The sequence below is a fragment of the Hymenobacter amundsenii genome (assembly GCF_002204745.1).
Classification (GTDB): Bacteria; Bacteroidota; Bacteroidia; order Cytophagales; family Hymenobacteraceae; genus Hymenobacter; species Hymenobacter amundsenii.
The window spans coordinates 53509-80107 of sequence record NZ_NIRR01000002.1 but is presented as its reverse complement, the minus strand read 5'-3'; the positions used below and the strand labels follow the sequence as shown (position 1 = coordinate 80107).

General features: G+C 59.3%; 22 protein-coding genes. 9 read left to right on the top strand and 13 right to left on the bottom strand.

Features of this window, described 5'->3' with window-relative positions:
• Positions 1-39 precede the first annotated feature (39 nt).
• On the bottom strand, positions 40-1497 hold the full coding sequence (locus tag CDA63_RS02485; RefSeq protein ID WP_088462867.1) for a hypothetical protein: 1458 nt from the start codon (positions 1495-1497) through the stop codon (positions 40-42).
• 187 nt (positions 1498-1684) lie between these two features.
• Here CDA63_RS02485 and proS point away from each other — a divergent pair, with 187 nt between their 5' ends.
• Complete coding sequence (proS, locus tag CDA63_RS02480; RefSeq protein WP_088462866.1) at positions 1685-3160, top strand: proline--tRNA ligase; 1476 nt, start codon at positions 1685-1687, stop codon at positions 3158-3160.
• A gap of 117 nt (positions 3161-3277) precedes the next feature.
• Here the strand turns inward: proS and CDA63_RS02475 are convergent, their stop codons facing one another.
• A complete protein-coding gene (locus CDA63_RS02475) occupies positions 3278-3787 on the bottom strand; it encodes a GreA/GreB family elongation factor (RefSeq protein ID WP_088462865.1) in 510 nt (169 codons plus the stop codon).
• Between the two features lie 62 nt (positions 3788-3849).
• Here CDA63_RS02475 and CDA63_RS02470 point away from each other — a divergent pair, with 62 nt between their 5' ends.
• Positions 3850-4356, top strand: a complete 507-nt coding sequence (locus CDA63_RS02470) for an NfeD family protein (protein WP_126546697.1) — start codon at positions 3850-3852, stop codon at positions 4354-4356.
• A gap of 108 nt (positions 4357-4464) precedes the next feature.
• A complete protein-coding gene (floA, locus tag CDA63_RS02465) occupies positions 4465-5472 on the top strand; it encodes a flotillin-like protein FloA (RefSeq protein WP_088462863.1) in 1008 nt (335 codons plus the stop codon).
• Between the two features lie 190 nt (positions 5473-5662).
• Here the strand turns inward: floA and CDA63_RS02460 are convergent, their stop codons facing one another.
• Positions 5663-7708 (bottom strand): OmpA family protein, encoded by a 2046-nt coding sequence (locus tag CDA63_RS02460; protein ID WP_165768166.1) that lies wholly within the window; start codon positions 7706-7708, stop codon positions 5663-5665.
• 410 nt (positions 7709-8118) lie between these two features.
• On the opposite strand from CDA63_RS02460, the gene CDA63_RS02455 reads away from it, so the two are divergent.
• Positions 8119-9096, top strand: coding sequence for an isopenicillin N synthase family dioxygenase (locus CDA63_RS02455; protein WP_088462861.1), 978 nt, complete (start codon positions 8119-8121; stop codon positions 9094-9096).
• Positions 9097-9269: 173 nt separating this feature from the next.
• On the top strand, positions 9270-10496 hold the full coding sequence (gene chrA, locus CDA63_RS02450) for a chromate efflux transporter (protein WP_088463000.1): 1227 nt from the start codon (positions 9270-9272) through the stop codon (positions 10494-10496).
• 111 nt (positions 10497-10607) lie between these two features.
• Here chrA and rfbA read toward each other — a convergent pair whose 3' ends face one another.
• From rfbA to prmC, 7 genes are all read right to left on the bottom strand, one after another.
• Complete coding sequence (gene rfbA / locus CDA63_RS02445; protein ID WP_088462860.1) at positions 10608-11480, bottom strand: glucose-1-phosphate thymidylyltransferase RfbA; 873 nt, start codon at positions 11478-11480, stop codon at positions 10608-10610.
• Between the two features lie 172 nt (positions 11481-11652).
• Positions 11653-12660: an SDR family oxidoreductase gene (locus CDA63_RS02440; RefSeq protein ID WP_088462859.1), complete on the bottom strand. Its 1008-nt coding sequence runs from the start codon at positions 12658-12660 to the stop codon at positions 11653-11655.
• Between the two features lie 119 nt (positions 12661-12779).
• Complete coding sequence (gene rfbB / locus CDA63_RS02435; RefSeq protein WP_088462858.1) at positions 12780-13832, bottom strand: dTDP-glucose 4,6-dehydratase; 1053 nt, start codon at positions 13830-13832, stop codon at positions 12780-12782.
• Between the two features lie 148 nt (positions 13833-13980).
• The gene (gene galE / locus CDA63_RS02430; RefSeq protein ID WP_088462857.1) at positions 13981-15000 is read right to left on the bottom strand and encodes a UDP-glucose 4-epimerase GalE; all 1020 of its coding nucleotides are present in this window, start codon (positions 14998-15000) and stop codon (positions 13981-13983) included.
• A gap of 100 nt (positions 15001-15100) precedes the next feature.
• Positions 15101-16399, bottom strand: coding sequence for a nucleotide sugar dehydrogenase (locus CDA63_RS02425; protein WP_088462856.1), 1299 nt, complete (start codon positions 16397-16399; stop codon positions 15101-15103).
• 75 nt (positions 16400-16474) lie between these two features.
• On the bottom strand, positions 16475-17086 hold the full coding sequence (locus CDA63_RS02420) for an acyltransferase (RefSeq protein WP_088462855.1): 612 nt from the start codon (positions 17084-17086) through the stop codon (positions 16475-16477).
• A 162-nt stretch (positions 17087-17248) separates the two neighbouring features.
• Positions 17249-18124, bottom strand: coding sequence for a peptide chain release factor N(5)-glutamine methyltransferase (gene prmC, locus CDA63_RS02415; protein ID WP_088462854.1), 876 nt, complete (start codon positions 18122-18124; stop codon positions 17249-17251).
• A 104-nt stretch (positions 18125-18228) separates the two neighbouring features.
• On the opposite strand from prmC, the gene ribD reads away from it, so the two are divergent.
• A complete protein-coding gene (ribD, locus tag CDA63_RS02410; RefSeq protein WP_088462853.1) occupies positions 18229-19272 on the top strand; it encodes a bifunctional diaminohydroxyphosphoribosylaminopyrimidine deaminase/5-amino-6-(5-phosphoribosylamino)uracil reductase RibD in 1044 nt (347 codons plus the stop codon).
• Between the two features lie 178 nt (positions 19273-19450).
• Here ribD and rpmA read toward each other — a convergent pair whose 3' ends face one another.
• Entirely contained in the window at positions 19451-19756 is a 306-nt protein-coding gene (gene rpmA, locus CDA63_RS02405) for a 50S ribosomal protein L27 (RefSeq protein WP_088462852.1), read from the bottom strand.
• A 110-nt stretch (positions 19757-19866) separates the two neighbouring features.
• Complete coding sequence (gene rplU, locus CDA63_RS02400) at positions 19867-20172, bottom strand: 50S ribosomal protein L21 (RefSeq protein ID WP_088462851.1); 306 nt, start codon at positions 20170-20172, stop codon at positions 19867-19869.
• Positions 20173-20627: 455 nt separating this feature from the next.
• Between rplU and CDA63_RS02395 the strand changes: the two genes are divergently transcribed.
• Both CDA63_RS02395 and CDA63_RS02390 read left to right on the top strand, forming a co-directional pair.
• Entirely contained in the window at positions 20628-21590 is a 963-nt protein-coding gene (locus tag CDA63_RS02395; protein WP_088462850.1) for a ribonucleoside-diphosphate reductase small subunit, read from the top strand.
• Positions 21591-21740: 150 nt separating this feature from the next.
• The gene (locus tag CDA63_RS02390) at positions 21741-22670 is read left to right on the top strand and encodes a DUF6624 domain-containing protein (RefSeq protein WP_242434519.1); all 930 of its coding nucleotides are present in this window, start codon (positions 21741-21743) and stop codon (positions 22668-22670) included.
• Positions 22671-22837: 167 nt separating this feature from the next.
• Here CDA63_RS02390 and CDA63_RS02385 read toward each other — a convergent pair whose 3' ends face one another.
• Positions 22838-23965: a metallophosphoesterase gene (locus tag CDA63_RS02385; RefSeq protein ID WP_088462849.1), complete on the bottom strand. Its 1128-nt coding sequence runs from the start codon at positions 23963-23965 to the stop codon at positions 22838-22840.
• Between the two features lie 459 nt (positions 23966-24424).
• On the opposite strand from CDA63_RS02385, the gene CDA63_RS02380 reads away from it, so the two are divergent.
• A complete protein-coding gene (locus tag CDA63_RS02380; protein ID WP_088462848.1) occupies positions 24425-26134 on the top strand; it encodes a CotH kinase family protein in 1710 nt (569 codons plus the stop codon).
• Positions 26135-26599 lie beyond the last annotated feature (465 nt).

Genomic DNA, 26599 nt, shown 5'->3' with positions numbered 1-26599 from the left:
ACTAACCTAAACGTACTCAAGAGTGTGCAGGTGCCTGGCTTACTCTACCCGGCCCCGGCGGCCACCAGCGGCCCCACTACCCGAGTTACCCGAATTACTGTTGCTGCTGCGCGAAGGCTCGGAGTAAGAACGGGAAGGCTGCGAAGACTGCGAAGACTGCGAAGGTTGGGAATAAGAGCGCGAAGGCTCCGAAGCCCGGGCAGGCCGGCTCGATTCCGAAGAGCGAGAAGGCTGGGAATACGAAGGTCGCGACGGCGCATTCTCCGAGATTCGCTGGCGGCGCGGCTGCTCCGGCGAGCTGGCCGAACCCGAACCGGCCGGGTTCCAGTCGCTACGGCTGCGGCGCTGGTAGGGGTTGTCGCCAGAGCGGTCGGTTGTTGGTACCGGCTGGCTGCCGCCATCGTTGCTCAGCACCCGCCAGCGGCGGCCACCCTGCTGCTCCGTACCCGACATATCGCGGCCCGACTGATCGGCGCTTATCTGGTCGCGGCGGCCACCCACCACTGGGGGCGTGGTGTTGGTATTTGGCATTTCCTGGATGCGTCCGCGGCGGCCACCCAACTGCTGGTCGTTGCCCAGCGTGGCGGCACCTTGCCCGGCCTGCATACGGCCCGAGGTTCCGGCGGCACCGCTACCGCTGGTTGGCACCTCCTGCACCCGACGGCCCCGGCTGGGGCGCTCTACTAAACCGCTCTGCTGGTTGGGGTTGGGCGCCGTAGTGAAGCCACCCTCCTGCACGCGGCCTCGCCCGCCAACCGGAGTGTCACTGGCATTGCGGGTGTCGCCCACCCAGTCGCGGCGGCCGGTGCGCTGACGGCCGGGCTGGTCGTTGTTGCCGTTCCAATTGCTACCGTAGCCGTTACCATAGTAGCCACTACCGCCACCGTAGTACCCTCCACCATTGTAGTAGTTGCGGGCATATCGTCCGCCGCCGTAGCCACCGTAGTAGCCGCCCCAGGGGCTGCCCGGGTAGTAGCCGTAACCGTAAGGGTCGTAGCTATAACCGTAGCCAACGGGCCGGTAATAAGGCCGGCCGAAACCGTAACCAAAGCCGATATTGATGCTCAGCCCGCCGTAACCGTAGTAAGGCCGGGCAAAGGGGTCGTAGTAGCCGTAAGGTGAGTAGGGCGAATAGGCAAACACCGGGCTGCCGTAGAAGAAGGGGTCGGTGTACGCGAAATCGTAGTAGCCCAAGCTCGAACCCCGGTAGGGCGTATTAAAGCGTCGGAGCCGGGAAGCATAGTAGTAATCGTCGTCGTAATACTCGGCGCCACCGCGGGTCGCCGTGCCACTCCCGTTGTAGTCGGGGTTGGCGATGTCGCCGGGGTTGGCAGATGGCATGTCGGCCATCGGGGCCACAGCCGGGGCCGTGACGCGGTCCAAGGCCGAGTAGTACATACCGTCGTTCTCAGTTGTGGCCAGGTTCGAGGTAGTGGCGCACCCTCCCAGCGTGAGCAGGGCCAAGGCAGGCAGGAAGGCAGGGAGGTGCTTTTTCATGATACTTGCGCGTAAAGTTGAAATCAAGGAATGGAGAAAGGGTAAAGGCCGGGGGCCAGCGGGCCGCCAAAGCCCAGTTCCTCCGGATATTATAACGTAATTTAGCCCCGAAACGGTGCCTTTTTCTAATGACAAATCTTGTACCAGAAACAGGAACTTTTTCACTTAATTCAAGACACTTCCGAATATGAGCAAAAGTCTGCCTAAACGCAGCGAGGATTACTCGCTCTGGTACAACGAGTTGGTAAAACGGGCCGGTTTGGCCGAAAACTCGGCCGTGCGCGGCTGCATGGTCATCAAGCCCTACGGTTACGCCATCTGGGAGAAGATGCAGCGTACCCTCGACGATATGTTCAAGCGCACGGGCCACGAAAACGCGTATTTCCCGCTTTTCGTGCCCAAAAGCCTGTTCGAAGCCGAGGAGAAGAACGCCGAAGGGTTCGCCAAAGAGTGCGCCGTGGTTACCCACTACCGCCTCCAGAACGACCCCGACCGCCCCGGTAAGCTGCGCGTCGACCCCAATGCCAAACTCGAAGAGGAGCTCATTGTTCGGCCTACCTCGGAGGCCATCATCTGGAGCACTTATAAAGGCTGGATCCAGAGCTACCGCGACCTGCCGCTGCTCATCAACCAGTGGGCCAACGTGGTGCGCTGGGAAATGCGGACCCGCCTGTTTCTGCGCACCGCCGAGTTCCTGTGGCAGGAAGGCCACACGGCCCACGCTACTGAGGGCGAGGCCCTGGCCGAAACCCGCCAGATGCTCGATGTGTACGCCCAGTTCGCCGAAGAGTGGATGGGCCTGCCGGTGATCAAGGGAATCAAAACCGAAAACGAGCGGTTTGCCGGCGCCGTGGAAACCTACTGCATCGAGGGCATGATGCAGGACGGCAAAGCCCTGCAGGCCGGCACTTCGCACTTCCTGGGCCAGAACTTCGCTAAGGCGTTCGATGTGCAGTTCCAGACCAAGGAAGGTGGCCTGGAGCACGTTTGGGGTACGAGCTGGGGCGTGAGCACCCGCCTGATGGGCGCCCTCGTGATGGCACACTCTGACGACGAAGGACTCGTGCTGCCGCCCAAGCTGGCCCCGATTCAGGTGGTGATTGTGCCCATCTATAAAGCCGGGCAACTCGACGAGCTAATGGAGCGCATCCGGCCCATGCAACAGGGCCTGATTTCGCGTGGCATTTCGGTGAAAGTAGACGACCGCGACACCGAGCGGCCGGGCTTCAAGTTTGCCGAGTGGGAGTTGAAGGGCGTACCCGTGCGCCTGGCCGTGGGCATGCGCGACCTCGACGCCGGTACCGTAGAGGTGGCCCGCCGCGACACCAAGGAGAAGATGACCCTGCCGCTGGCCGATATCGTCAACAGCGTCGATCAGCTGCTGGCCGACATTCAGCAGAACATCTACCAGAAGGCCCTGCGCTTCCGCGATACCCACACCACCCGCGTCGACACGTACGAGGAGTTCAAGCAGGTGCTCGACGGCAAGGGCGGCTTCGTGGTAGCCCACTACGATGGCACCACCGAAACCGAGGAGCGTATCAAGGAGGAAACCAAAGCCACCATCCGCTGCCTGGCCCTCAACGAACCCGACGAGGAAGGCACCTGCATCGTGACGGGCCGCCCGTCGGTGCGCCGCGCCTACTTCGCCCGCGCCTATTAGGACCACTTATTTTGCAGACGGTAAGGGGCGTCGCACTACCGCCGCCGCCGTTAAAGCAACATGCCCCGACCAGTACTGGTCGGGGCATGTTGCTTTAACGGCGGCGGCCTGAGTCGCTCAGTACTCGATGCTGGTTACCTCTACCTCTTCGGTTTTTGGGCCCATTTGCAGCTTTACGCGCTGGCCCAATTTGGCGCCCTGCACGGCGCGGGCAATGGGCGCGACAAAAGCAATTTTGCCCTCGGCCACGTTCGCCTCATCTACGCCCACGATGGTGAACTGCCGCTCCGGACCTTTGCCAACTACAGGCCGCAACGTAACGCGGGCCCCGAAGCGCACTTCGCCGGCTGGTTGGGCTGCCGGCTCCACTACCCGGGCGCTGGCCAGCCGGTCGTTGAGGGCGGCGAGCTGGCCGTTGAGTAGCGTGAGGCGGCGGGTGCGGTCGGCGTCGTTGTCGTGGTTGGCCTCGGCAGTAGTGCGGGCTGCCTCCAGTTCGGTCAGCTCTTGGCGGAGCTGGTTTAGGCCGGTGGGCGTAACGTAATTGAGCGTCCCGGGTGGCAGGGCAGCCCGGGGCGGGATAATCGGAATTTCGAGGGAATCGTCTTCCTTGGTAAATGCGCGGCTCATAGCCCCTGCTAACGCGGGAGCAGAGTCAGAGTTGTCGGTGAAGCCCGACTGCTGCCTCAGGTTTGCGTATCTTTTCCCAACTAAACTACTCCAACTTCTTTATGGACTGGCTGACAATTGCACTGCTTTTGCTCTTCGGACTGGCCTTTCTGGTAGTCGAAGTGATATTTATTCCCGGTACCACAGTGATTGGGCTAGTAGGCTTCGGGCTGCTGGCAGCCGGCATCTGGTTTAGCTACCGCGACATGGGCACTACTACGGGCCATCTGTTGCTCTCGGTGTCGGCCGTGTTCATCGGGGCGCTGGTGTACGTGGGCCTGCGGCCCCGCAACCTCAATAAAATGGCGCTGACTCAGGAAAATCATGGCCACGTGCTCGACGTGCGCCACGCCGACGTGCTGCCCGGTACCGTGGGCCGCACCCTCTCGGCCCTGCGGCCGGCCGGCACGGCCCTCTTCGCTGAGGCTCGCCGCGAAGTAACCACCCGCGGCGAGTTTGTGGCCGCTGGCTCCGACGTACTGGTCGTCGGCATCGAGCAAAACCGCATCGTTGTGCAGTTGGTTGCCTGATTTCCGTCGCCAGTGTCCAGTTGCCAGTGCCCAGAACAAACTGACAACTGGTAACTGGACACTGGCAACTGAACACTCACCCCTGAATTCACCAACTCCCTATTTCCTATGCTGGTTAACTCCCCCTTTTTTCCGCTCATTGTGGGCGGCATTGTGCTGCTGGTGTTCCTGTACTTCTTTCCGGTCAGCCTCTGGATTACGGCGCTGTTTTCGGGGGTGCGGGTGAGCCTTCTGCAGCTCGCCTTCATGCGGGTACGGAAGGTGCCGCCGTCCCTGATCGTGAATTCCATGATTACCTCCACCAAGGCCGGCCTGGCCCTTACGGCCAACGACCTGGAAACCCACTACCTGGCCGGTGGCAACGTGCCCAGCGTTATCAAAGCCCTGATTTCGGCCGATAAGGCCAACATTCCGCTCACCTTCAAGCAGGCCACCGCCATCGACCTGGCGGGGCGCGACGTATTTGCGGCCGTCACGACCAGCGTGAATCCCAAGGTGATTAACACGCCCAACGTCGCCGCCGTGGCCCAGGATGGCATTCAGCTCATTGCTAAAGCCCGCGTAACGGTGCGCGCCAACATTGCCCAGCTCGTGGGCGGTGCCGGCGAAGAAACCATTCTGGCCCGGGTGGGGGAAGGCATCGTAACCAGCATCGGCTCTTCCCGCTCGCACAAAGAGGTGCTCGAAAACCCTGATAAAATTTCCAAGCTCGTACTTAGCAAAGGCCTCGATGCGGGCACGGCCTTCGAAATCCTCTCCATTGATATTGCCGATATCGACATTGGGGAAAACATCGGCGCCAAGCTGCAAATAGACCAGGCCACCGCCGACCTTAAAGTGGCGGAAGCCAAAGCCGAAGAGCGCCGCGCCATGGCCGTGGCCGTGGAGCAGGAAAACCGCGCTAAAACCCAGGAAGCCAAAGCCCGCGTGGTGGAGGCCGAAGCCGAAATTCCAAAGGCCATGGCCGAAGCGTTCCGCAACGGCAACCTCGGCATCATGGACTACTACAAAATGCGCAATATCCAGTCGGATACCGATATGCGCGACTCCATTGCCAACCCTGGCGCCCAGAGCGGCAGCAGTAAATCCGGCCGCGACGAAACCCGGTTGAGTTAGTCTGGTTTCAAGCCATTAGCGGCGAACTATCGGCTTGACCGCCAATCATCCTCGCAAACCAAAGGACCTTATTCCACCGGACGACCGTAGCAACGGCTCGTTCTGGCGGGATAAGGTCCTTTTACTTTAGGCAGGACTCCGGAAAGTAGTCAAGCTAACTACTAATAGCGCGCAGCTAACAGCTCAACAATTACTTCTTCGTAATCCGGAATTCGACGCGGCGGTTGAGCTTGCGGGTTTCTTCCTGGTCATTACTACCCACGGGCTTGCTGCCGCCAAAGCCCTCGGTGCTGATGCGGTTGCCGGAAATACCTTTTTGCACGAGGTACTTCTTTACTTCATTCACCCGGTCGAGGCTCAGCTTCACGTTCAGTTGGGGGTCGCCCTGGTTGTCGGTATGGCCTTCGAGCTTGATTTCTACCTGCGGATAATCCTTCAGGATAGCCACTAGGCGCAGCAGCTCAGGGTAGGAGTTTTCGCGCAGATAGTACTTGCTCTGGGCGAAGAAGATGTTGTTGAGCTTGATGGCCTGGCCCACCGCGAAGGGCACGAGGTACAGGTCTTGGTTGACTTCGGAGTACTTCTGGCGGTCCGTCACGTCGAGGTTGTCCGATTCGGCCAAGTAGTCTTTGGCTTCGGCCCGGTAGCCGTACTGAGTACCCGAGGGCAGCACGATGGTGTAAGAACCGTCGATGGGGCTAGTTTCGGCCACCCCAATTTCTTCACCCGTGAGCAGGTTTTCGTAGCGAATAGTGGCAGCCACCGGCTTCTTAGACGAGGCATCAAGCACCCGGCCCCGCACCAGCGTCACGACCTCGGGCCGGAAGGTGGGCGTGAGCGTAATGCGGAAGATGTCCTTTGAGCCAGCCGTACCGTTGCGGGCCGATACCAGGTAGGCATCTTCCCCAGCCGCCGACACCGTGTAGTAAGCGTCAAAGTCGGGCGAATTCACCGTGGAGCCCAGGTTACGGGGCTTGCTCCATTTAGTCCAAGAGTCGTCGAGGCGTTTAGAGTAGAAAATGTCGCTCTTGCCGTAGCCACCCAGCCCTTCGGAAGCGAAGTAAAGCGTTTTGCCATCGGCCGCCAGAAAGGGGGCAAAATCGGCCTTTTTGGTATTAACGGTGGGGCCCAGGTTGCGCGGACGGCTCCAGCTTTTACTAGCCTTGTTCAAGAAGCTTACGTACAGGTCCTGCTCGCCCTGCCCGTCTTTGCGGTCGACAGCCATGAGCATAATATTGCCCGACGTGGCCAGGAAAAAATCCACGTTTTCGGCGTCGTCGTTGTAGTAATCCTCGATTTCTACTTTTTCGGGCTTCGTCCAGCCGGTAGTGGTGCGCCGCGTCAGGCTCGCGCCCTTGGGTACAATAGTGCCATCGGCCTGATACACGCCGATAACGAGCAATTGCTGGCCGTTGGCCGATACCGAGGCCACACCATTGGGGTCGTTGGGGGTGTTGATGGGGCTACCGATGTTTTTGGCTTGGCTCCAGGCTTTACGCTCGGCGTTGCCCAGGCTGCTCACCCACACGTCCTGCGCATCGTTGGCTCCACCCGAATTCTGGGGGCTCTCTTGGCGGGCAAAGAACAGCGAACGGCCATCGGGCGAAATAACCGGGTGGGTATCCACGTACTTGGAGTTGACGGTGGGCCCCAAATTAACCATGGCCGAGTCGAAGCTAACGGCGCTTTCGTCGTTCTTGAATTCCTTCTTCACCATCGTGTCTACCACGTCGGCTATGCCGATGGCGTCAATTTGGTTGACGCCATTCACAGCCTTCGTGTTCATCGTCACGATGACGCCAATAGTGCGGTAAGTGCCGGCCGCAAACGTTGCCTGCAACGTACGAAACTGCTCGGGAATGGGTCCGGGGCTATTGTTTTCGTAGACCTGATGATTGGTGCCGCGGGTGTCAACGAGCTCAATTTTGGTGATGGAGCCCGGATTGAAGTTTTCTACCACCGTCACCTGTTTGGCAATCAGCGACTTGCTAAAGCGAATTTCAATTGATTCGCTATTACCCGACTTTTTCGGAATCCAGGCTTCGTCGCTGGCTTGGCCCAGCGGAATGGCATTGGGTTCGCCCAGCACTTTCTCGGGTGAAAAGGGCTCCTTACCATCCGTCTTCTGCGAAGAAACTGCTACCACCTTCGACGCCCACACGGCGTGCTGCGCCTGTGCCACTAGGCTACTGCCCATCACCAGCGCTCCGGAGAATAGTATTTTCGCAACATTCATAGTTTCACAATCAAAGTCAGAGCCAAACGTTAAGGCAATGTGCCAAGTGGTGGCCGCCATATTCAGGATTTTTACAAGACGTCCGGCGGGGCCCGGAAGTTTCGTCCCGAAGAAAAGACTCCCCCAAAAGTACCGTTTCCGGCAGCGCGAAGGACATACCCCGTCGCAAAAAAGCACAAAATTGGTTGGGCAGACGTAGGTAAAGGCTTACTGGATTCTGGCACTCGACCAAAAGCCGCTACATGTCACCGGGCGGCTACTTCCGGCCGGCGCGGTAAACTTACTACAAACTAAGGCGGTTGTAGCCAGACCCTATCGAGGCCGCCCAGCTAGGGCGTACGGGCAAGGTGGTTTTTAAGTAACTTGCGCCGTACTCGCTCCCCCACCCGTACCAACCTAATTCTACTCCTATGAAAGATCAACTGCTGGACGAAATTCCGTCCCTTGATTTAGCTGATTTCCGCTCCGGCGACTCCGAGCGCAAAGCCCGCTTCGTACAGCAACTCGGCGAAGCATACCAGAGCATTGGCTTCGTGGCCCTTAAAAACCACGGCCTCTCCAACGACCAAACCGACAAGCTGTATGCCGACGTAAAATCCTTCTTTACGTTGCCCGACGACGTGAAGCAGCAGTACGAGAAGCCAGAGCTGGCCGGGCAGCGCGGCTACGTAAGCAAGGGCAAGGAACACGCCAAGGGCCGCAATACCGGCGACCTGAAGGAGTTCTACCACGTGGGCCAGGAAGTCGATGATGCCAACGACCCTATCGGAGCCGAGTACCCCGACAACATCTGGCCCTCGGAAGTAGCCAGCTTCGCCGATACCTCCCGCCTGACCTACCGCACGCTCGAAGCGGCTGGCAAGGATGTGCTGCGCGCCATTGCGCTCTACCTGGAGCTGCCCGAGAACTACTTCGACGACAAAGTACGCAACGGCAACTCCATTCTGCGCCCCATCCATTACTACCCCATCGAGAACCCCGATGAGGTGCCAGCTGATGCCGTGCGCGCCGCCGAACATGGCGACATCAACCTGATTACGCTGCTTATGGGTGCCTCGGCCGATGGGTTGCAGGTGAAGCGCCGCGACGGCAAGTGGATTGCCATCACGGCCCTGCCTGACCAAATTGTGGTGAACGTGGGCGACATGCTCCAGCGCCTGACCAACGGCGTCCTCACCAGCACCATTCACCGCGTGGTGAACCCGGCCCGCGAGAAGATGAACTCTTCGCGCTACAGCATCCCGTTCTTCATGCACCCGCGCTCCGAAATGAGCCTGGCGGCCCTCGACAGTTGCGTAACGGCCGAAAACCCCAAGCAGGAAGCCGATATTACAGCCGGTGAATTCCTGAATGAGCGCCTGATTGAACTGGGCCTCAAGAAGAAGTAAGCGTTCTTGCTTCTGTAAGCCAGAAAGGCCTGTTCCATCACGGAGCAGGCCTTTCTGACTTATAGAAGCAGTTTGCACCCGATGCCCGCCGTAAAAGCTTCTCTGAATCGGTGCGCAACCTGTATCTTGGTCAGCCTTCACCTTACGCCCCGCGCCTTCCAACCTTGCCTGCGCTGCCTCCCGACGACATTCAGCTAACCCCGCCGCCCCGCCGCAGCCCGCGGGTAAAGCGGGTGCGCAACATCATCTTTCTCAAAGATGTGGCCGCCCTGGGTCTCACGGCATTTGGGGGGCCCCAGGCACACGTAGCCATGATGCTGCGGCTGCTGGTAGATAAGCGCCGCTACCTGACGGCCCCCGAGCTACTGGAGCTAATGGCGCTGTGCCAGATCCTGCCCGGTCCCACTTCCACCCAGACCATTACGGCCATCGGCTTCCGGCTCGGCGGGCCCAACTTGGCTTACCTCACGCTGCTGATCTGGATGCTGCCCGCCGTACTTATCATGACGGTGGCCGGCCTCTCCATCAGCTACCTCGATAAGGATCTGGTGATGCGGCTGGTGCAGTACGTGCAGCCGGTGGCGGTAGGCTTCGTGGCATATTCGGCCTACAAGATTGCCCAGAAGGTCATTCATACCAAAACGGCCGTGGGCCTGATGGTAGCCGCGGCCCTGCTGGTGTACTGGGTGCAGGTACCTTGGCTGATGCCCCTGCTGCTGGTAGCCGGTGGCCTGATTACAACCTCCCGCTACCGCAAAATGCCCCAACAGGACAAAATCCCGCTCCAGATTGAGTGGGCCAATTTCGTGCTGTGGCTGGGCGTGCTGATCGGGGCAGCCGTGCTCGGCCAGTACACCCAGCTGCTACCCGTTCGCCTGTTCGAGAATTTCTACCGCAACGGCAGCCTCGTGTTCGGCGGCGGACAGGTGCTGGCCCCGCTGCTCTACACCGAGTTCGTGGAGTTCAAGCACTACCTCACGTCTGAGGAGTTTCTGTCGGGGCTGGGGCTGGTACAGGCATTACCGGGGCCTAATTTCTCGTTTGCCGCCTATATCGGGGCCTTGGCCATGCGCCCCGAGGGGCAGGGCCTGAGCGGGCAACTGCTAGGGGCGCTGGTGGGGTCGGTCGGCATTTTCATGCCCGGCACGTTGCTTATCTTCTTCTTGATCCGGTTCTGGGACCAACTCAAGCGCTACCGGGTGGTGCAGGCCTCGCTCGAAGGCATCAACGCTGTATCGGCCGGACTGGTCTGGGCGGCCACCTTCCTGCTCTACCACCCGTTGCCCGATACGCCCGTCAACCTGGCCCTCGTCGGAGGCACTTTCCTGCTCCTGCTCTGGGACAAGCTTCCCTCCTACCTCATCGTAGGCGCCGCATTGCTGGCGGGAGTGGTGTTTTAGGTTGGAAGCGAGTACCAAGAAGTGAGAGGGGAGACTTTCGTTTTGGCGGCCTAAACAGGCTGTCAGAACGAAAGTCTCCCCTCTCACTTCTTGGTACTCGCTTCTAGAAACCTACATCAGCAACTGCTCGGGCAGGTGCAAGAGGTAGTCGCCGTAGCCGCTTTTGCGCAACGGCTCGGCAATGGTGCGTAGCTGGTCGGCGTCGATGAAGCCCTGGCGGTAGGCCACTTCCTCAATCGAGCCCACTTTCAGGCCCTGGCGCTGCTCGAGGACGCGCACGAATTCGCCGGCCTGCATCAGGCTCTCGAAGGTACCCGTATCGAGCCAGGCGGTGCCGCGGCCCAGGATGCCCACTTTCAACTTGCCCCGGCGCAGATACTCCTGGTTGACGTCGGTGATTTCGTACTCGCCGCGGGGGCTAGGCTTCAGGTCGCGGGCAATCTGCACTACGTCGTTGTCGTAGAAGTACAGGCCGGGCACGGCGTAATTGCTCTTGGGCTTGGCGGGCTTCTCCTCGATGCTGAGGGCCTTGTTGTTGGCATCGAACTCCACCACGCCGTAGCGCTCGGGGTCGTGTACGTGGTAGGCGTATACCACGCCGCCCTCGGGGTCGTTATTGCTCTTGAGCAGTTCTTCCATGCCTTCGCCGTGGAAGATGTTGTCGCCGAGCACCAAGGCTACCTTATCGGAACCGATGAAATCAGCACCCAGCACAAAGGCCTGGGCCAACCCGTTAGGCACTTCCTGCACCACGTACTCGAAGCGGCAGCCCAACTTGGAACCGTCGCCGAGCAGCTTTTTGAACTGCTCTTGGTCGTGGGGCGTGGTGATAATGAGGATTTCGCGGATACCCGCCATCATCAGAATCGACAGCGGGTAGTATACCATCGGCTTGTCGTACACCGGCATCATCTGCTTTGATACGGCCAGGGTGAGCGGATGCAGTCGGGTGCCGGAACCGCCGGCGAGGATAATACCTTTCATGGTTTGGTAATTGCGCCTCACCCCCTAGCCCCCTCTCCGAAAAAGGAGAGGGGGAACTAGCACTAAATTTCTAGGCTAGTTTATCAGGAGAAAAGCGGTGAGTTTTTAAAACTAAATTCTAAGCTAGTTCCCCCTCTCCTTTTTCGGAGAGGGGGCTAGGGGGTGAGGCGGATTAATTGCGCTCGGCAATGAACTCCGAATGGGTCTTAAACCACTCCAGCGTCTTCTGCAGTCCTTCCTGAATGCGCACCTTAGGCTCGTAGCCGAGCAAGTTTTTGGCCTTACTGATGTCGGCCAGCGAGTCGCGGATGTCGCCGGCGCGGTCGGGACCGTACTCGGGCACGATGTCGGAGCCAGCTTCGGCTTTGAGGATGTTGAACAGGTCTTTGAGGGAAGTACGGTCGGCCACGGCCACGTTATACACCTGATTCACGGCTTCTTTGCTGTCTACCAGCGCCGCCTTGATGTTGGCCTGCACGCAGTTTTCCACGAACGTGAAGTCGCGGGTCTGGCCGCCGTCGCCGTTCATACGGGGCGGACGGCCCTCCAGCACGGCATCAATGAAGAGCGGAATAACGGCGGCGTAGGCCCCGTTGGGATCCTGGCGAGGGCCGAAGATGTTGAAGTAGCGCAAGCCGATGATTTCCATGCCGTAGGTCTTGCCAAACACGTCGGCGTAGAGTTCGTTGGCATACTTGGTCACGGCGTAGGGCGAGAGCGGCTTGCCGATCCGGTCCTCCACCTTGGGCAGGGCCTGGTGGTCGCCGTAAGTAGAAGACGAGGCCGCGTACACGAACCGTTTCACGCCGGCTTCCTTGGCGCCGACCAGCATGTTCACGAAACCACCCACGTTCACGTCGTTACTCGTAATCGGGTCGTTGATGGAACGCGGCACGGAGCCCAGCGCGGCTTGGTGCAACACTACATCAATGCCCTGGCAGGCATCGATGCAGGTTTGCCGGTCCCGGATGTCGCCCTCGATAACGCGTAGTGCCGGGTTGTCGGCAAACAGGGCCACGTTTTTGCGGAAGCCGTTGGAGAAGTTATCGAGCACGCGCACCTCTTTGGCGCCGTACTTCAACAGATATTCCACCAAGTTCGAGCCGATGAAGCCGGCCCCGCCGGTTACGAGGAAAGCCAGGTTATCGAGTGGCCGGTCGTGAAAAGGAGTTTCGTACATAGGTAATTCAGAGCGTCATGCTGACGAAGCAAGCATCTCTACCGGGCAACTTGTTCACCCAATGCGACGAAGCGGTAGAGATGCTTCCTTCGTCAGCATGACGTTCCTTCTACCCTGACCTAGCGGTTGTACTGCTGCTGGTAGTAATCCTGGTACGCGCCGCTGGTCACGTTGTTGAGCCAGGATTCGTTTTCGAGGTACCAGTCCACGGTCTGGCTCAGGCCCTGCTCGAAGGTCACGGACGGTTTCCAGCCCAGTTCGTTCATGATCTTACTCGAATCGATGGCGTAGCGCAAATCGTGGCCGGCGCGGTCGGTTACGAACTTGATGAGTTGGCGGGAGGTTCCTTTTTCCTTGCCGGTTTTCTCATCCAGCGTGTCGCAGAGCAGGTGAATCAGCTCCAGATTAGCCCACTCGTTCACGCCGCCGATGTTGTAGGTTTCGCCCACGGTGCCCTTGTGGAACACGGCGTCGATGGCGGTGGCGTGGTCCTTCACGAACAGCCAGTCGCGCACGTTCTCGCCCTTGCCGTACACCGGAATGGCCTCGCCGTGCTGAATGCGGTGGATGGCCAGCGGAATGAGCTTCTCGGGGAAATGGTTGGGGCCGTAGTTGTTCGAGCAGTTGCTCAACTTGATGGGCATGTGGTAAGTGTGGTGCCAGGCCCGCACGAAGTGGTCGGAAGCCGCCTTGCTGGCTGAGTAAGGCGAGCGGGGGTCGTAGCTGGTGTCCTCCGTAAACATCTCGGGGCCGAAGTCCAGCGAGCCGTACACCTCGTCGGTGCTCACGTGGTAGAATACCTTGCCCTCGTAGCCCAGCGGCTTCCACAGGTTTTTGGCGGCGTTCAGCAGATGCACTGTGCCCAGCACGTTGGTCTTCACGAAGGCCAACGGATCGGTGATACTGCGGTCCACGTGGCTTTCGGCGGCCAGGTGAATCACGGCGTCGGGCTCCTCACGGGCAAAGAGTTCGTCCACGAAGGCCTGGTCCGTAATATCACCCTTCACCAGGCGGTAGTTGGGCGCGGTTTCTATGTCGCGCAGGTTTTCCAGGTTGCCGGCGTAGGTCAGCGCATCCAGGTTCAGAATCTGATACTCCGGATACTTGGTCACGAACAGGCGCACCACGTGCGACCCGATGAAGCCAGCCCCGCCGGTGATGATGATTTTCATGGTTTTATCGATTTAATATGAACGCGTCATGCTGAGCGCAGCGGACCGTAGTCGAAGCACTACCACTACAATACTAGCTGATTACTAATGCGGTAGGGATACCTCAGCTTGACTCTGCTACACTCAGCATGACGTTCTTTTTGTTTGCTTACTTACCCAATGAAAGCTGCCACTTCCAGGAACTGGCCAATGCTTCTTCCAGGGAGGCGGACGTCCGAAAACCGAGGGTTTCCACCGATTTGGTGACGTCGGCATAGATGGCCGGCACGTCGCCGGCGCGGGCCGGACCGATTTTGTAGTTGAGCTGCTGGCCGGTGGCCCGCTCGAAAGCCTGGACCACTTCCAGCACCGAATTACCCCGGCCGGTGCCCACGTTAAACGTTTCCACGGTTTCGCCCTTCTGGTCGAGTAACCGCTGCACAGCTACCACATGAGCCTTGGCCAGGTCTACCACGTGCACATAGTCGCGGATGTTAGTGCCGTCGGGCGTGTCGTAGGTGTCGCCGTGGATAGTGAGTTGCTCCCGGATACCGGCGGCTGTCTGCGTCACGTACGGAATCAGATTTTGGGGTACGCCCAGGGGTAACTCCCCGATTTTGGCCGACGCGTGCGCCCCAATGGGGTTGAAGTAGCGCAGCAGAATGGTGCGGAGCGTGTTACCCGGCGCGGCGGCTACGTCGCGCAGTATGTCCTCGCACATCTGCTTGGTGGCGCCGTAGGGCGAATTGGCCTTTTTGGTAGGCGTCTGCTCGGTTACGGGCAACGCCTCAGGCACGCCATACACGGTGCACGACGACGAGAACACCAGCGCCTCTACCCCAAACTCACGCATCACTTCCAACAGCGTCAGTAAGGAGCCCACGTTGTTCTGGTAGTACTCCAGCGGCTTCTGCAACGACTCGCCCACTGCTTTGTAGGCCGCGAAATGAATCACGCCGCGCAGGCTGCCTTCCTCGGCAAATACGGCCCGCAACGCTTCGGCATCGTTGCAGTCGATGCGGTGCAGGGGCACCTTTACTCCCAGAATTTCTTCCACGCCAGCCAGCGCCGACTCTTGGGAGTTGACGAAGTTATCCACAATGACCGGCTGGAAACCGGCCTGATACAACTCTACCACCGCGTGCGAACCAATGTAGCCCGCCCCGCCCGTTACCAGTATTTTTTGCATTGTATTTAGCTGTTAGCTGAGAGCTGTTAGCTATTAGCTTATTGGCCGGACTTCCCAACGGAAGCTCTCAGCTAACAGCTCTCAGCTAACAGCTAAGTATTTACAGGCTCCAGTATTGCATTTCGCGCACCTTGCCGCGGAACAGGCCCTTGATGTCGACCAGTACGGCGTCGGGGCCGGTGATGGACTGGAAGTAGGCTTCGTCGTGCTCGGTGTAAGGCTGGTGGCTCACGGCTACCACTACGGCATCGTAATCAGTGCGTACTTCGGCGGCAGGCGTCAGACGGAAGCCGTACTCGTGGTGCAGCTCTTCCGAGTCGGCGTGGGGGTCTACGATATCCACATTCACCGAGAAGTTTTTCAACTCCTGAATCACATCGGCGACTTTGGAGTTGCGAATATCCTCCACGTTTTCCTTGAAGGTAGCGCCCATTACCAGCACCCGGCTCTTGGCCACATCCTTGCCTTTTTTAATCATCATCTGCACAGTTTTGCGTGCGATGTAGGCTCCCATATTGTCGTTGGTGGTGCGGCCGCTCAAAATCACCTTGGCATCGTAGCCCAGCTCTTTGGCCTTGTAGGTGAGGTAGTAGGGGTCGACGCCAATGCAATGGCCGCCCACCAGCCCGGGCGAGAACTTGAGGAAGTTCCACTTGGTGCCGGCCGCCTCCAGCACCTCGTAGGTGTTGATGTTCATGCGGTCAAAAATCATCGACAGCTCGTTCATCAGCGCAATATTTACGTCGCGCTGGGTGTTTTCGATGATTTTGGCCGCCTCGGCCACCTTGATGCTACTGGCGCGGTGTACGCCGGCCTTCACCACCAGCTCGTAGGTTTTGGCAATTTCCTCTAGCGACTCGGCATCACAGCCGGCCACCACCTTCACGATGCTGCTGAGCGTGTGCTCCTTGTCGCCGGGATTGATGCGCTCGGGCGAGTAGCCCACTTTGAAGTCGCCGTTGGCGAAGCTCAGGCCCGAGTGCTTTTCCATCACCGGAATGCAATCGTCCTCGGTACAGCCGGGGTATACGGTACTTTCGAACACCACATAGTCGCCCTTCTTGAGCACTTTGCCTACCGATGATGATGCGCCGAGCAATGGCTTGAGGTCGGGCTGGGCGTGCTCATCGATGGGCGTAGGGACGGCCACGACGAAGAACGTAGCCTCGCGCAACACTTCCAGCGAATCGGTGAATGTAATGTCGCAGCCTACAAAATCCTCGGCCGTCAGTTCCCCACTGGGATCCACGTGGCCGCGCATCATTTCTACGCGCTTGGCATTGATATCGAACCCGATAACCTTGATTTTGCGGGCAAATTCGAGGGCAATAGGCAAGCCCACGTAGCCGAGGCCGATAACGGCCAGTTTGGCCTCTTTTTGAAGTAGTTGCTCGTACACGATTAGGGTCTTAGGAACTGGAGGACTTAGGATCTGGGAATACTACAGGCAAGTATTCGACTTGATAACGGACTGCTAGGAGCTTCCTGACGCCTGGGGGCTGATACGGGAAACGCAGCCGTCGGTTAGCTGATACTGGTCGCGGCTTTCGGGACAAGTGGCATTGCCGGCCGCATCGAAGGCGAGTTGGTGGCCGTGGGTGCTCATCCAGCCTTGGGGCCGGGCAGGATTGCCATACACTAGGGAGTAGGGCAGCACGTCGCGCGTTACTACAGAGCCAGCCCCCACGAAGGCAAACTCGCCCAGCGTCACGCCGCACACAATGGTACTATTGGCTCCGATGCTTACGCCCCGGCCAAGGCGGGTGGGCAGGTAGTGGGCATCGCCGCGGCGGGGCACAGCGGCGCGGGGGTTGCGCACGTTGGTAAACACTACGGAGGGGCCCAGAAATACGTCGTCGTCGCATTCCACGCCGGCGTAAAGGCTCACGTTGTTCTGCACCTTCACGTTGCGGCCCAGCGTTACGCCATCGGCCACAAACACGTTCTGCCCCAGGTTACAGCCTTCTCCCAATACCGCATTGCCACTTACGTGCGAGAAATGCCAGATCCGGCAGCCTGCTCCCACGCGGCAGCCCTCATCGAGGACGGCAGTTGGATGGGCATAGTAACCGGAAGCGTCGGACATGCGGGAGGGTCGAGTGAGCCTTGATTGAGCCAGCAAAGGTAAGGATTTTGGTAGTGTGTTGGGAAGTTGAAGTTTACGGCCGGCTAACAATTGGTGGAGCAACCGCGCTATGGCCGGAGCAATGCAGCCCAATCCCGCCACCGGCCCCCTGTTATCTTTTCGTTAGCCCCCTTTCGGCAGGCCCGGCCACGTGGCCCGCACTATCCGGAGCCGGTCGAATATATCATCGTGCGCAACGGCTCCGACGTAGCCCAGCTCCTGCAACAGGGCCAGGGTTTCAGTGGCAAACTGCTCGTTGATTTCGAAGTAGAGCGCCCCGCCGGGTTTCAGCAGTTCCCGGCCCAACCCGGCAATGCGGCGGTAGAACAGCAACGGGTTGTGGTCGGGCACGAACAGGGCGGTGGCGGGCTCAAAGGCCAGCACGTTGGGGCGCATCAGGGGGCGCTCATTTTCCAGTACGTAAGGCGGGTTGCTTACCAGCACGTCCAGGGGCGCGGCCAGCTGGGGTATGGCACCCAGTATATCCAGCTGCTGAAAATCGACGGTTACGTTGCACCGGGCGGCATTGCGCCGGGCCACGGCCAGGGCTTCGCCCGAAATATCCACGGCCGTGAGGTGGCTGCCGGGCAACCGTTCGGCCAGAGCCAGCGGAATACAACCCGAACCAGTGCCCACATCCAGCACCCGCAGCCCGGAGTGGCCGTGCTGCTCGCGGGCAATCAACTCGACCAACTCCTCGGTTTCGGGGCGCGGAATGAGGGTGGCGGGCGTTACCTCCAGCTCCAGCCCGGCAAAGTGGGCCACGCCCAGCACGTACTGTAACGGCTCGTGGCGCAGCAGCCGGGCCTGGATTGCGGGCAGCGCAGCTAGGCGCTCATCCGCCCCCACCTCCTCCTGTCCTTGTATTAATCGTTGTAGGGGTGTCAGGTCCAGCAGATATTCCAGTACCTGCGTGGCTATGGCCTCAGCCTCGGACACGTCGCAGAGGGCTTGTAGGGCGGTGCTGAGGTCGGTGGTGAGTTGGCGGAGCGTGGGCATGCGGCAAAAGTACGGCCGAAAGCCGGGGCCCGGCCGTTGGCCAGGTTCGGGCGGGGCACGTATCTTCACTCCCCGACCCACGCTCCACCCCACCCTGTTTGCTCATGCCGTTTACCGCTTCCAACTTCGACCAGCTGATGATGCGCCGCGCCCTCGATCTGGCCCGGCTCGGCACCGGCTACGCCCGCCCCAATCCGCTGGTGGGCTGCGTCATCACCCACGAAGGCAGCATTATCGGGGAAGGCTGGCACCGGCAGTACGGCGGCCCCCACGCCGAGGTCAACGCCATCAACAGCGTCACGGAGCCGGAGTTGCTGCCCCGCAGCCGGGTGTACGTGACGCTGGAGCCCTGCTCCCACCACGGCCAAACGCCCCCCTGCGCCGACCTGCTCATCGAGCACCGCGTGGCCGAAGTCATCATCTGCAACCTCGACCCCAACCCGCTGGTGGCCGGCCGGGGCCTGCAGAAGCTGCGCGACGCGGGCATTACAGTGGAAACAGGCGTACTGGAAGCGGAAGGCCGCTGGCTGAACCGGCGCTTTTTCACGTTTCAGGAACAGCAGCGGCCCTACATGGTGCTCAAGTGGGCCGAAACGGCCGACGGCTATCTGGCCGGGCCCTACTTCCAGTCGGTGCCCATCAGCGGGGAGCTGGCCCGGGTGGCGGTGCACCAGTGGCGGGCCGAGGAGCACGCCATTCTGGTAGGCACCCGCACCGCCCTCCACGATAACCCCCGCCTGAACGTGCGCGAGTGGCCCGGTCAGGATCCGGTCCGCCTCGTCATTGATAAAAACCTGAGCCTGCCGCCCACCCACCACCTGTTCGACGGCTCCCAGCCCACGCGGGTATTCACCTACCGCGAACGGACGGGCAAAGAAAACCTGGAGTACGTGACGCTACCGGAGGCCGACGACCTATTTCCCTGCATTCTGCGCCACCTCTACCAGCAGCAGATCCAGTCGGTGCTGGTAGAAGGCGGGCCCACCGTGCTCAACTCCCTACTCAAAGATGGCCTCTGGGACGAAGCCCGCATCATCCGGGCTCCTAAAAAACTTGGCGGGGGCGTACCCGCGCCCCGGCTGGGCCTCACTGGCCTCTGCGAACAGTTTCGCCTAGGTGAAGACGAAGTATTCGTGTATCGACGGTAAGGATAGTTAATAGCTTGTCGCTGACCCAACTCCCGGCTGCAAGTCCTTGGTAACCCTAAATCGGGAGTTAGCAGCTAGTCCAGCCTAAAACTCAACGCAGAAAGGGACAGCCCTTGCGGACAGTCCCTTTTGCTCAAAATTCCGATTAGTTACCGGAGCTCAGTTGGTATGCGGTGAACTACTCGGCAGCCGAAGCGTTGGCCGAAGTATGTACCTCCGAAGCCTCAACGGCAGCGGGCAATACGGATACGAACGAACGGTCTTTGCGGCCCTTGCGGAACTGCACCGTGCCGTCGATCATAGCGAACAGCGTGTGGTCCTTGCCGATACCCACGTTCTGGCCGGGGTGGTGCTTGGTACCGCGCTGACGCACGATAATATTGCCGGAAATGATGGACTGACCACCGAAGATCTTCACGCCCAAGCGCTTGGATTCCGATTCGCGGCCGTTGTTGGAGCTACCTACGCCTTTCTTATGTGCCATTTTGTTTTAAGCTGTTAGCTGATAGCTGTTAGCTATTAGCTTTTGTGAAACGAGCAAGCCAGTCGAACGGAAAGCTAACAGCTAACAGCCATCAGCTAACAGCTCAGAAACTAGGCGATGCTGTTGATCATTACTTTGGTGAACTGCTGACGGTGGCCGTTCAGCTTCTTGTAGCCCTTGCGGCGCTTCTTCTTGAATACGAGGACCTTATCACCCTTCACATGAGCGAGGATGGTACCGGTTACGGTCACGTCCAGCAGCGGCGAACCGATGGTGAGCGTCCCGTTATCATCGGTCAGCAGAGCCTTGCCCAGCTGCACCTCGTCGCCGACGTTGCCAGCCAAACGGTGGGCGTATACAAATTTATTGGCTTCGACCTTGGTCTGCTTCCCGGCTATGTTGACAATTGCGTACATCGGCGTCTTGGCGTTTCTGAAAATTGGAAGGCAAAAGTACCCGTAAGCTTTCACATATCCAAACTCTAACTAACTAAACATCATCACTCCTACCCTGAGCGTCTCCAGAAGCCCTTAAAGCAGGAACGCGCCGGCGAGTGCGCGAATAGCATTTTTGTGGATAACCGCAATTGTCCACACCCCAAATGTGGATAACTTTTTTGTCTTTTTAATTATCTTCCGGCTTAAGCCCGCTTTTATACGCCTCCCCGTCAATTAGCATCAGCTTAGCTATATACGCAGCATCAAACCCAGAAAAAATGTGGGCCGCGGGCTGCCGGTCCGGGCCGAAGGGGCTATCTTTGGCTTCTGCCCTGCCAAGCTGCCCGCCAAACATTGCGGTGGGCCCCGGGTTAAAACAGCCCGCCCATGCCAGGGCATTTTTTATTCGTTTTTCGCCTTCTAGCCCTGCTTTTATGGAACCGCTACTCACCGAAAACCCCAACCGATTCGTTCTTTTCCCCATTCAGCACGACGACGTGTGGCAGTTCTACAAGAAGGCCGAAGCTTCATTTTGGACGGCCGAGGAAATTGACCTGAGCCAGGACCAGAAGGACTGGGACAATCTCAACGACGGTGAGCGGCACTTCATCTCGCACGTGCTGGCCTTCTTTGCCGCCTCCGATGGCATCGTGAATGAGAACTTGGCCATCAATTTTATGCAGGAAGTGCAAATGGCCGAGGCCCGGTGCTTCTACGGTTTCCAGGTGATGATGGAAAATATCCACTCCGAGACCTATTCGCTGCTGATTGACACCTACATCAAAGACCCCAAGCAGAAGGATTACCTCTTCAATGCCCTCGAAACGGTACCCTGCGTGAAGAAAAAGGGCGACTGGGCCATCAAATGGATCAACTCGGAGAATTTTACCGAGCGCCTGATTGCGTTTGCAGCCGTGGAAGGCATCTTCTTCTCGGGCTCGTTCTGCTCTATTTTCTGGCTCAAGAAGCGGGGCCTGATGCCCGGCCTGACCTTCAGCAACGAGCTAATTTCGCGTGATGAAGGCCTGCACTGTGACTTCGCCTGCCTGCTCTACAAAGACCACCTCCAGAACAAGTTGCCCGAGGCCCGGGTGCAGGAAATCATCCGCGACGCGGTGAGCATTGAGCAGGAGTTCGTAACCGACGCGCTGCCCGTGAACCTGATCGGGATGAACGCCAAGAGCATGAACCAGTACATTGAGTTCGTGGCCGACCGCCTACTGGAGTCGTTGGGTTACAGCCGCATCTACAACGCCACCAACCCCTTCGATTTCATGGAAATGATTTCGCTCCAGGGCAAAACCAACTTCTTCGAGAAGCGCGTGGCCGAGTACCAGAAAGCCGGCGTGATGAGCGAGCGAACTGAAAACGCCTTCTCGCTCGACGAGGAATTTTAGCCTACCGCAATAATCATTAACGCCACAACGGGTCCCGGTCGCATACGACCGGACGTTGTGCGTTAAGCGAATTCGGTATCATTGCTTTTGGCCCGAAGTCCCTGACCGGGCGGCGGCTTATGATCAACTTTTAGCGCAATAAGGATTGGTATGAAAAAGGTAATTATGCTGGCGATAAGCCTACTGCTGAGTGGGGGAGCCGTGGTTGCCCAGAGCGGGTTTAGCACGTTGAAGGCCCGGGCCGGGGATGCGTACGCGGCCAAAAGCTATTCGGAATCGGGCAAGCTCTACGACCAGGCTTTTGGGCAGCGCCAAGCCCAGCCGACCAACACCGATTTTTACAATGCGGCCTGTAGCTGGGCACTGGCTGGCAACGCCACCAAGGCCTTCCAGTACCTCGACCGCGCTACGGTGGCGGGCTGGGAGAACGTTGCTCATGTAAAGCAGGATACCGACCTAACAGCCCTGCACACCGACAAGCGCTGGCAGCCAATGCTGACAAAGTTGGAAGCCGCTGTGGCCGCCATGGAAGCCCGCTATAACCAGCCCCTCAAAAAGCAACTGGACGCCATTTATGCCTCCGACCAGGGCAGCCGGCAGCAGATTGAGGGCATCCAGAAGCAGTACGGCCCGGAGTCGGCGCAGATGCGGGCCCTATGGAAGGAAATGGCCGCCACCGATTCCATAAACCTGGGCACTATCACGGCTCTGCTCGATTCGCACGGCTGGCCGACCAAAGCCGAGGTGGGCAAAATGGGCACCGAAACGGTATTTTTGGTGGTGCAGCATTCCAACCCGCCCACGCTGGAAAAGTACTTTCCCATGGCCCAGCAGGCAGCGGAACGCGGTGACCTTTCGAAACCGGCCCTGGCCCTGATGCAGGACCGGTTACTGATGTGGCAGGGTAAGCCCCAGCGCTACGGCAGCCAGCTCACCCAGGATGCCAAGACCCACAAGATGGTCTTCCATCCCATCGAAGACGAGGCCCACGTGGACGAGCGGCGGGCAGCCATCGGCATGGAGCCGCTGGCCAGCTATGCCAAACGGTTTGGCCTCGATTACCAGCTGCCTGCCAAATAGCCCCTGGGGTAAAATTGTCGGCTCCTTCGCGCTGCGCCCCGATTCCGCAACATTGGAACCGGGGCTTTTTGCTGGCTTATTGTTGCTGGGTGCCGGGTACCAGACCGGAACGGCAGTGGTGACGGTAGAGAGGTGGCTCCGATGGTGCAGCTGCTCGCGTGCTCGCGCTACTGGATAACTACCCGAGTTGTTTGCGAGAAACTGCCGGTGCGCAGCTGCAGGAAGTACAAGCCCGCCGCCAGCTGGTTGCGCGTGAGTTGCAGGCGGTGCCAGCCGGTGGCGGCGGGCCCATCGTAGAGGCGGATTACCTCCTGGCCAAGCCCGTTTATTACTCGCAGCTGCGCGGATGCCGCCGCCGGCAGGAAGAACTCGACTGTGGCCTCCTCTTGCAGCGGATTGGGGCTGACCGGGTAAAGGATTGGTACGGGGCCGGCCTCCCGGCGCAGCACGTAGGTATCGACCAGTTGGCGGGTGCGGGTGAAGAACTGGAGCGTGAGGCTGTCGGGGGTGGCCGTGCAGCGCATGGCGCCGTAGTTGCCGTTGAAGATGGCCTTGCTCTCGGGCAGTTGGGGCCGATAGGTACGCACGCTCCGGCCGCCGAGGCCGTTCACGAAGTACGGGAGCCCATCAACCAGCAGCCGCTCGTAGTGGTGGTCGTGGCCGGCCAGCACCACCGAGGCACCCCACTTGCGGAAGGGCCATTGCAGCTTTTTATCGGAGCCGTGCAGGCCCGAGGAGTAGGGCGCGTGGTGCAGGTACACCACCTTCCAGCGGGCCCGTGAGGCCGCTAGCTTAGTGCGCAGCCACTCGGCTTGCTTGGAATTAACTGTGATGCCGTCGGGCTCGGCCGGGTCGCTGTTGAGGGCGAAGAAGTGGACGTCGCCGCGCACGAACTCGTAGTAGCGGCCGTTGCCGGGCAACGTGAAATAGTCGCGGTAGGCGTCGCCGTTGTTGGTGTAGTAGTCGTGGTTGCCCAACGAGGGGAAGAACCGGTCGGTGGACGTGCGCGGCCCATAGCGGCCTTTGTAGTTGCGGATGTAGGCGTGGTAGTACTGGCCGATGTTCTGGTCGATGGTCATGGAGTCGCCCAGGTCGTAGTTGTTGTCGCCCAGCGTGAGGATAAAGTCCGGGTCCCAACTTTTTACCAGGTTGGCTACGTCGCGCTCGGCCGAGCCGGCAAAACCGTAGTCGCCGATGGCGGCGAAGCGTTGCGCCGCCAGGGGGCTGGCCAGTAGCAGAACCCCGGCCAGCAGGCTTAATCGTGGCCAGACGGCGGCAAAAAAACAGGCAAACATGGCACTTTGCTAATGAATAATAAAATTAGATAAAGAACATTTACACTCTATATCCAACCGAACTACTTTTTCCCTTATTTCGCACCCTGAATCTATTGGCTTGCGCGTTACGCAAGCCGTCAAAGCAGATCAGCTATAAGCTCTTCAACGAAGCACTGTTACCTGCCAGCCGCTGATTACGAATCCTAAAACTACCATCTTTACGACGAAGTTTTAGTTATTGGTTGCTACTTATTCTTTCCGCTTATCCTCTTTAATCTTGTCTATGCTCACGACTATTTCTTTTTATTATCCTATCAGCAATTGCCGGCTTCGCCGCGCCCTGCTTCCCGCCTGATTTTTCCTGTTCGGCCCGGCTCCCATGCGGCGGCTCGGCGGATACTTGTGCATTTGCCCGCCGCCGGGGCTTCGGCCGCGGGTGCCCCATTCCACGTCACTTTTACTGCTTACTCCCGCACTATGCGTCGAACTACTACTGCTTTATGTTGCCTGGTGTTGAGCGGGCTGCTGCTACGAACCAGCACCGCCACCGCCGATACGCTGACCATTGCCCCCACGTACTATCATATTGATCAGCAGAAGCACCTGATTCTCATCAATAAGAAGCCAGCCGAGCTTAACGGCAACGGTGCCAGCAACGAATACCTGAACCTGGACGGCACGTACACCCTCAGCCGGCCTATCGGCCAGATCAGCACGGAGCTGGCTTACCAGGCCGAGCGCGACGGCATCCGTTTCTCAGTGTATTTCACGGAGCTGCCGATCATTCGCATTACCGCCAGCCAACCCATTCAGGATACGCCCAGCATATATGCCCGGCTTAGCCTGGCCGAGCCGAACGGCACGGTAACCGAGTCGGCCCTGGGCATCGAGTTCCGGGGCGGCTTCTCGCAGAGTTACCCCAAGAAGTCGTACGAGCTGAGCTTCTGGCAGGACAGCACCGGAGCCGCCTCGCGCGACGTGCGCCTGCTGGGCATGCGCAACGACAACAAGTACAACCTGCAGGCCATGTACAACGAGCCCCTGCGGGTGCGCAACAAGGTCAGCCACGAGCTGTGGCAGGAAATTCATCAGCCCTACTACCGCCTTCAGGAGCCCGAGGCCAAGAGCGGCATCGCCCTCGAATACGCGGAGCTATTCGTGAACGGGGAGTACCAGGGCGTGTATGCGTTGGGCGAGCGGATTGACCGCAAGCAGCTCAAGCTGAAAAAGTACAGCAACGGCATTACCGGCGAGCTGTACAAAGGCAGCGAAGGAGCCGCGGGCACCACGTTCAGCGGCTTGCCCGACTTCGATAATACCTCCGAAACCTGGGGCGGCTTCGAGTACAAGCACCCCGAGGAGCAAACCGACTGGACCAACCTCTACAACTTCGTGGACTTCGTGCGCAACAGCTCCGACCAGGAGTTCTTCAGCACCTACCAGCAGAAGTTCGTGTTGCGCAATGCCGTGGACTACTACCTGTTTCTGAACCTGGTGCGGGCCACCGACAACACGGGCAAGAACCTTTATGTGGCCAAGTACAAGAAGGGCGAGCCGTACTTCTATGTACCCTGGGACCTGGATGGGGTATTCGGCACTGACTGGAAAGGAGAGGTATCGACCACGACGGATGACCTGCTGACCAACGGCTTCTACGACCGGCTGTGGCAGGACTGTTCAGCCACGGGCTTCCGGGCCACGCTACGCACCCGCTGGGCCGAATTGCGCCAGAACGTGCTGACGGAAGACCACATTCTGACCAAGTTCCGCACTAACAACAACTATCTGATGCAGAACAGCGTGTACGAGCGTGAGCAGCTGGCCTGGTCCGACTTCCATCCCGTGCCCGACCAGCTGGCTTACACCGCCTCTTGGCTCAGCAGCCGCCTGCGCTATCTCGACGCCACCTTCGGCGCCCCGTGCAGCGTACTCACGGCCAACAGCCCGGCCGCCAACCCGGCGGTGCGCCTGTACCCCAACCCCACCACCGACGCACTGCGCGTGGAGGCCGGCACCGCCGCCACCACCGACTTCTGCCTGCGCGACTTGCGCGGCCAGGTAGTGCTGCAAACCACCCTGCGCGGCCCCCTGCACCAGCTCGATTTGCGCCACCTGCCCAAGGGCCTGTACGTGGCCACCCTGCGCGACGAGCAGCACGTGACCACCGCCCGGGTAATGCTTCAGTAACCAGGCTCAAGACTCAAGTTGCGGAGTAGGCGCTAGAAACTAGCGCCTACTCCGCAACTTGAGTTTGCTATAATGTAAGTGGTGGCTTGAAAATGGGGCCGAGGCTCTGACTTTCACCAGCAACTGACGCCCGGCCCAAAAGCCCGGCCTGCCCGAAACTGCTTCGGGCGGGCCGGGCTTTTTTTGGCTGGTTAGATTAGGCACTGGTTCCTGGCCAATACCACTTCCGCCGCAATCCGCCAACTCTTTTTTGCGGCGCCGCCCCCCTAACATAGCCCTACTGGAATACGGAAAAAGTGCCTGAACTGCACCGTTTTAGGCTTATGTGGAAAACTTCTGAAAAGAAGGTTTGTCCTAAAGGCCAGATAGAAATATCTTCCGGTATCAATGCCTGCGTCCGGTGCCTTGGCCCGGCTGGCTCAACCCGATTCTATGCCTCGGCTGACTGCCTGTAACGGTTAGCCG

Bases quoted from the DNA above. Each gene is read 5' to 3' on its own strand.
- CDA63_RS02485 (WP_088462867.1), bottom strand. From the start codon at position 1,497: ATGAAAAAGCACCTCCCTGCCTTCCTGCCTGCCTTGGCCCTGCTCACG.
- proS (WP_088462866.1), top strand. From the start codon at position 1,685: ATGAGCAAAAGTCTGCCTAAACGCAGCGAGGATTACTCGCTCTGGTAC.
- CDA63_RS02475 (WP_088462865.1), bottom strand. From the start codon at position 3,787: ATGAGCCGCGCATTTACCAAGGAAGACGATTCCCTCGAAATTCCGATT.
- floA (WP_088462863.1), top strand. From the start codon at position 4,465: ATGCTGGTTAACTCCCCCTTTTTTCCGCTCATTGTGGGCGGCATTGTG.
- CDA63_RS02460 (WP_165768166.1), bottom strand. From the start codon at position 7,708: ATGAATGTTGCGAAAATACTATTCTCCGGAGCGCTGGTGATGGGCAGT.
- CDA63_RS02455 (WP_088462861.1), top strand. From the start codon at position 8,119: ATGAAAGATCAACTGCTGGACGAAATTCCGTCCCTTGATTTAGCTGAT.
- rfbA (WP_088462860.1), bottom strand. From the start codon at position 11,480: ATGAAAGGTATTATCCTCGCCGGCGGTTCCGGCACCCGACTGCATCCG.
- CDA63_RS02440 (WP_088462859.1), bottom strand. From the start codon at position 12,660: ATGTACGAAACTCCTTTTCACGACCGGCCACTCGATAACCTGGCTTTC.
- rfbB (WP_088462858.1), bottom strand. From the start codon at position 13,832: ATGAAAATCATCATCACCGGCGGGGCTGGCTTCATCGGGTCGCACGTG.
- galE (WP_088462857.1), bottom strand. From the start codon at position 15,000: ATGCAAAAAATACTGGTAACGGGCGGGGCGGGCTACATTGGTTCGCAC.
- CDA63_RS02420 (WP_088462855.1), bottom strand. From the start codon at position 17,086: ATGTCCGACGCTTCCGGTTACTATGCCCATCCAACTGCCGTCCTCGAT.
- prmC (WP_088462854.1), bottom strand. From the start codon at position 18,124: ATGCCCACGCTCCGCCAACTCACCACCGACCTCAGCACCGCCCTACAA.
- ribD (WP_088462853.1), top strand. From the start codon at position 18,229: ATGCCGTTTACCGCTTCCAACTTCGACCAGCTGATGATGCGCCGCGCC.
- rpmA (WP_088462852.1), bottom strand. From the start codon at position 19,756: ATGGCACATAAGAAAGGCGTAGGTAGCTCCAACAACGGCCGCGAATCG.
- rplU (WP_088462851.1), bottom strand. From the start codon at position 20,172: ATGTACGCAATTGTCAACATAGCCGGGAAGCAGACCAAGGTCGAAGCC.
- CDA63_RS02395 (WP_088462850.1), top strand. From the start codon at position 20,628: ATGGAACCGCTACTCACCGAAAACCCCAACCGATTCGTTCTTTTCCCC.
- CDA63_RS02390 (WP_242434519.1), top strand. From the start codon at position 21,741: ATGAAAAAGGTAATTATGCTGGCGATAAGCCTACTGCTGAGTGGGGGA.
- CDA63_RS02385 (WP_088462849.1), bottom strand. From the start codon at position 23,965: ATGTTTGCCTGTTTTTTTGCCGCCGTCTGGCCACGATTAAGCCTGCTG.
- CDA63_RS02380 (WP_088462848.1), top strand. From the start codon at position 24,425: ATGCGTCGAACTACTACTGCTTTATGTTGCCTGGTGTTGAGCGGGCTG.